This is a genomic window from Pseudopedobacter sp. (assembly GCF_040392825.1).
Lineage (GTDB): Bacteria > Bacteroidota > Bacteroidia > Sphingobacteriales > Sphingobacteriaceae > Pseudopedobacter.
The window spans coordinates 1-3,472 of sequence record NZ_JBEBVH010000350.1; the positions used below are offsets into that span (position 1 = coordinate 1).

The window sequence follows — 3,472 nt, forward strand, 5'->3', positions numbered from 1 at the left end:
CTGCTTTAGAAAATATTCATGCCCAATACAGAAGACTTATTTTTTGGGTAGGCAGACAGTATCTTGACGATGATTTTGTTGTTGAGAATCTGGTACAGGATACTTTTTTAAAATTATGGGATTATCGTGAAAAGATCGAAAACCCTTTGCATATACTGTTGTTTTTGAAGGTTGTCATGAAAAGAAGTTGTTATTCGCACCATGCAAAACCAAGGGACAAGTTTTTTAAGACCAATGTTCACTCGTTCGAAAGTTATGAAAATTATCAAGATTATCTGGCGGGTTACGATCCTGAGGATGCAGCTGAAAACACGAAGGATCACGAGTCACTACAAAAAATGTTCAATCTGGTTAGCAGTGCTTTACCACTTATAACTCCGGAAAGGCGACATTTAATCGACCTATGTTTAAAATATGGTTTTCAGTATAAGAGTATAGGGCAGGTTATGGGAATGGGCACTACTGAAACCGTTAACGAGATAAAGCGGGCAATTGATGATATAAAAAGAATTGTTACTAGAAAAGACAAAGTTTTAAATACAAATAAAAAGACAGGCTGTAATGAAGTAGTAGAATTAAGCCCAAGACAATTGCAGGTATTAAAACTGCGGTGTGAAATGAATTGCTCTTTTACAGCCATTGCCCAAGAACTTAACCTTTCACAAAAGGAAGTCCATGAAGAATTTATGACAGCTTATAAATTTAATCAGCAAAATAAGATGCAGCCAATTTAAAACGATAATTATGGAAAAGACTACAGTTATACTGACCCGAAAAATACAGATAAAGATTGACCTGCCCACAGCAGAGGAAAAAAAAGAAGTCTGGCAGAAACTGTACACATGGCAGGACAGGTGCGTGCGGGCAGCAAACCTTATCATTAGTCATCTGTATGTCCAGGCAATGATTAAAGATTTTTTTTATCTTTCTGAAGGAATCAAGTATAAATTAGTCGACGAGAAAAAAAATGTTGATGGAATTCTGCAGTTCTCACACTCTAATTGTACGTACAGGGTGGCTAGTGACCGTTATAAAGGCGATATTCCCACGAATATACTAAATTATCTTAACCATGAACTGAAAAACAAGTTTAAAAAGAACTATATGCAATATGCAAGCGGTACACGTTCTTTGGATAATTTTAAACCTAATTCGGGTTTCCTATTTGGAACGGAAGGTTTCAAACGCCTACATTATAACGAAGATAAAAAGGCTTACTGTTTTCGTCTGTTTACGATACCGTTTAAAACCTATCTTGGAAATGATTTTACCGATAAACACAAATTATTACAAAAGTTAATGAGTGATGAAGTGAAGCTTTGCACTTCCCGGATAAAACTTGATAAGGGGAAAATCTTTTGGCTGGCGGCTTTTGAAATCACAAAAGATAAGCACTACCTGAAACCTGAAGTTGTTGCAGAAGCTTCGCTTTCGTTAGAGCATCCCATCTCCGTGAAAATAGGTAAGAACAAGTTGCAGATTGGTAATAAGGAAGAGTTTTTACACAGAAGGCTGGCAATTCAGGCAGCATATGCCCGAACGCAACTAGCGGTAACGTACTGCAGGAGTGGGAAAGGTAAGGAACGAAAGTTAAAAGCTTTAACCAAATTTAAAGATAAAGAAGCTAATTATATAACTAACCGCCTACATGAGTACAGCAGAAGGCTGATTGATTTTTGTGTAAAGCATCAGGCTGCAACACTTGTTCTGATGGATATGCAGGAAAATACAGTAATAGCAAAAGAAGAACAGTTTGTCTTGCGTAACTGGAATTATTATGAACTGATGACTTTGATCAAATACAAAGCAGATAAAGCAGGTATTGAGCTTATCACTACCTAAGTAATAAAATTTGAGGGTGCTTGTACACCCGTAGGGTGAGGTTTTATGTTAACGCTCACTGAATGCGGTAAGCATATACAACCAAAGGCTACGACAGATTATTAATTATCAAACAATATAATATTGAGTGCGAAAGTAAACCCAAATGGATGAACACTTATTAATTACTTACACAATAGATCAGCAATTGAAAATTAACTTTAAGATATCTGGATCAGTACAAGTACAGTAATTTATGATATAGCATTAATTTTTTGGTTTGGGACACTTGCTATAGCTGGGAAATAGTTAGAATTGTGTGTAAATAGCACCTTTATTCATTTAAACGTAGTAACATTATAAATTAAGCATACATAATTAAAAGTTCGTTGCGCTGTTTTATGTTTAGGACGTTGTAAATAATTTTTAGATGGTATTTAACCGTATTGTCGGAAATAAAAAGCTCTGCTGCTATTTCCTTATTGCTTTTGCCTTTCTTTAGTAAGTCGATGATCTGCAGCTGGCGTTCGGTAAAATGAAACCCATCTAGCTTGTTTTTATTTGAAGATTGTGTTTGTTCTGAAATTTGCAGGTGGTATTTTATCTCGTTCTGTATTCTCTCATTTTCCTCTGTTATAAACTTGTTCTTAAGCTTGGTATTTTTATAAAGTTTATAGGTTATAAAAAGAAGTAATAATAAAAGCAATGCAAATACAGCAATAGTTAGCAGCATATAGTGCTTTTTTTGCGAGCTATAACTATATTCCTGTGTTTTCAACTGCTGTTCCAAGAGCTCCACTTTACTGCTGTTTATATTGGAATTGTAAAGAGAAAACAGTGAATCACATTTTTGCTGGTGAAAAAAGGCATTCTTATAGTCTTTACTGCTACTGAATACGTTTTTCATTACTTCCTCTAAATAGAATTCGTATTTGATGTTGTGTGCCTGTCTTGCAGACTGAATTCCGGCTTTGTATGTTAAATCCCTTTTCTCTACATTTGCTGTGTGATGATATAGTTCTATTTGTTTTCCGAATATAATAGGCAACTCTTTAGGAAAATGTCTTTTACTTAAATTGAATGCCTTGTTTAGAATTTCTTCTGACGCAGCATACTCTTTTCTCTTTAATAGAAAATACCCTTTCTGAGTATAAAGAAATAAAAGGTATTTTGGCTCAAGGTTTCTGTAGCCTGTTGCCTCCAATTCGCTTGTAAGTTTTTCCGACATATCGAATGCCTGCTTATCGAAGTAGATAAATGACCTTTCAGCCTTTATTTCCTGTTCTGCAGTAGCCCTGTTATCTCCTTTAATACCTTCTTTAAGAGCCAGGTCAAGAAAATGCAGTGCATGTTCGTATTTATATAGTCTTCTATATATAGCCGATTTTAATACGTAGGCTTCATATTTTTCTGCCGAAGTTATATTTGGCTGTGCTAAAAAATTACATACTAATTTAATACATGCCTCGTGATTTCCTAAATTTTTTGAAAGTTCTATTTCCTGATTCAGTTTTTTTAAAGAAATATTATTTCCAAAGATGGAAAGTGTAGAAAACAGCAGGAATAGCGTAATAATTTTTTTCATAAAATGTTATTTTAAGCAAAAATATCAATTTATTTAAATTATTCTCAGTTAAATTATTTTTTTTTT

3 protein-coding genes are annotated in these 3,472 nt (G+C 34.2%); 2 read left to right on the plus strand and 1 reads right to left on the minus strand.

Annotated elements, in window-relative coordinates; genetic code table 11:
* On the plus strand, window positions 1-734 hold a 734-nt coding region (locus tag ABWO41_RS16755; RefSeq protein ID WP_353140465.1), incomplete at its 5' end, for an RNA polymerase sigma factor.
* Window positions 735-744: 10 nt separating this feature from the next.
* Window positions 745-1,842 (plus strand): hypothetical protein, encoded by a 1,098-nt coding sequence (locus tag ABWO41_RS16760; RefSeq protein WP_353140467.1) that lies wholly within the window; start codon window positions 745-747, stop codon window positions 1,840-1,842.
* 343 nt (window positions 1,843-2,185) lie between these two features.
* On the opposite strand, the gene ABWO41_RS16765 is transcribed toward ABWO41_RS16760, so the two are convergent.
* Window positions 2,186-3,406 (minus strand): response regulator transcription factor, encoded by a 1,221-nt coding sequence (locus ABWO41_RS16765; protein ID WP_353140469.1) that lies wholly within the window; start codon window positions 3,404-3,406, stop codon window positions 2,186-2,188.
* Window positions 3,407-3,472 lie beyond the last annotated feature (66 nt).